General features: G+C 71.0%; 2 protein-coding genes and 1 pseudogene. 2 read left to right on the top strand and 1 reads right to left on the bottom strand.

The genetic code is table 11. From position 1 onward, the window contains the following. Nucleotides 1–359, bottom strand: a pseudogene (locus IH13_RS40160) (ABC transporter permease); the annotation flags it as partial. Between the two features lie 107 nt (nt 360–466). Here IH13_RS40160 and IH13_RS0128080 point away from each other — a divergent pair. Beyond that, nucleotides 467–1,087, top strand: a complete 621-nt coding sequence (locus IH13_RS0128080; protein WP_031088769.1) for a TetR/AcrR family transcriptional regulator — start codon at nt 467–469, stop codon at nt 1,085–1,087. A gap of 271 nt (nt 1,088–1,358) precedes the next feature. Then, nucleotides 1,359–2,319: alpha/beta fold hydrolase (locus tag IH13_RS38650; RefSeq protein WP_158791359.1), on the top strand; the 961-nt coding region annotated here is incomplete at its 3' end.

Raw genomic sequence — 2,319 nt, 5'->3', positions numbered from 1 at the left:
GGCGCGGCCTCGGTGGCCGCCGCGGTCAGCAACTGGGACACGACCGGGCTCGCCGCCGACGCGGTGAGCAGCTCCGGGCCCTTCTCCGTGACGACGAAGGCGCCGTAGACGGTCCGGTCCTCGATCGCGGCGCGGGCGGCGGCCGCGTCCTCGTAGCGGTGGACCTCGAAGGCATCGCCACGCTCCTCGAACCGCTTCTGCAACTGGTCGGCCGCCGGTGCGACCCCCGCGACGCCCACCGGGAGGTCCCGGGGCGCGATCCTGGCCGCCGGCCAGGCGAAGGCCCAGAGGGCGAGTGCGGCCACCAGGGGGACGAGCAGGATGGCCGCCACCGCGCGGCGGTTCGGTGCAGCAGGCATGACGGTGCCTCGATTCAAAGAGAAGGATCGTTCGTTTTAGCCGTGGGCCACTGTCCGCCTCGCGGATCGGCATTGTCAAGAAGGAATGTTCGTTTTACGCTCTCGGTATGGCACGCGTATCTCAGCAGCACCTCGACGCCCGCCGTCGGCAGATCCTCACCGGGGCGGCGAGGTGCTTCGCCCGCAACGGCTTCCACGGCACGTCGATGCAGGACGTCCTGAAGGAGGTCGGGCTGTCGGCCGGGGCCGTGTACCGCTACTTCGCCGGCAAGGACGAGCTGATCGCGGCCATCGCCGACGAGGCCTTCGAGTACATCCGGCAGGCCTTCACCGAGGCGGCCGCGGTCAGCCCCCCGCCCACCCCCGACGTGCTGCTCGGCCGCGTCGTGCGCGGGGTGTTCACGGGCCAGGTGTACGGGCTTCAGCGGCGCACCTGTGCCGCGCTGATCGTCCAGGTGTGGGCGGAGACGATGCGGAACGAGCGCCTGGCGAAGACGCTCGGCGACGGGTACGCGGGCATGCGGTCCGGCTGGGCGGAGTTGGTGGAGGCCTATCGGGGCGCCGGGCTGCTGCGCGGTGACGTCGTCGCGGACGACGTGGCCCGCACGATGATCGCCACCGCGCAGGGGTTCATCGCCCAGGAAGCGCTCTTCGGCGGGGTCGAACCGGAGGCGCTGGAGAGCGGGCTGCGCGGCCTGATGTCCATCGATCCGCACGGGGCCGGCTGACGCTCCGGGAGAACCCCCGCCCTGACGTGCCCCACCCGGCACCGGCCGCCGTCGGAGCAGCCGGACGAGGCCCCCGAGCGCGGCCGACGCCGAGGCAACCACCCTTGTGCGGAGCGCCGGTTCGCTCAGCGGACCGGACGTACCGGTTATTGGTTCGGTAAAGAAACACACGTACGCCCTGTTCTCAGGAACCCCACAGACGAAAGGATCCGCTGACGCACGAACAACGGCGCCGCCCAGGGCGGCACCTCACACAGGGGGAGGTTTCATCTTGCGACGCACAGCAGTGCTCGGCTCGGCCGGCACCCTGATCGCGGGCACGCTCATAGCGGGGGCGATAGCCGCACCCACGGCCAGCGCGCACGGCCGCCACCACGGCGACCCGGAGGCACGCGGGGTCCAGATCGCGGCGGACCGGGCCGCGAAGTCCGGGATCGACTGGGCGGACTGTCCGGCCGACTGGGCCATCGCCGCACCCGTCCAGTGCGGCTGGGTGACCGTACCGCTCGACTACGCCAAGCCCGACGGCAGGAAGATCAAGCTCGCCGTCGACCGGCACGTCAGCACCGGCACCAAGAAGGAGCGCCAGGGTGCGCTCGTCTACAACCCCGGTGGCCCCGGCGGCTCCGGCCTGGCCTTCCCGAAGCGTGTCGCCACCAAGAACCCGCTCTGGACCAAGACGGCCAAGGCGTACGACTTCGTCGGCTTCGACCCGCGCGGCGTGGGCCACTCCGCGCCGATCTCCTGCGTCGACCCGCAGGAGGCCGTGAAGGCGCCCAAGGCCGACCCGGTCCCCGACAGCGAGGCCGACAAGCGCGCACAGCGCAAGCTCGCCGCCGCGTACGCTGCGGGCTGCGCCGAACGCAGCGGCGACATGCTGCCGCACATGACGACGCCGAACACCGCACGCGACCTCGACGTCATCCGTGCCGCGCTCGGGGAGAAGAAGCTCAACTTCCTCGGCGTCTCCTACGGCACCTACCTCGGCGCGGTCTACGGCACGCTCTTCCCGTCCCACGTGCGCCGCATGGTCGTCGACAGCGTGGTCGACCCGGCGAAGGACAACATCTGGTACCAGGCCAACCTCAACCAGGACGTCGCATTCCAGACCCGCTGGGGGGACTGGAAGGCCTGGGTCGCGAAGAACGACGCCGTCTACCACATCGGTGACACGCCCGCGAAGGTCGAGAAGGCGTGGCTCACGCTGCGCGCGGCGGCCAAGAAGAAGCCGA

The sequence above is a fragment of the Streptomyces sp. NRRL WC-3549 genome (assembly GCF_000721935.1).
Classification (GTDB): Bacteria; Actinomycetota; Actinomycetes; order Streptomycetales; family Streptomycetaceae; genus Streptomyces.
This window is presented reverse-complemented; position numbering and strand designations above follow the sequence as displayed.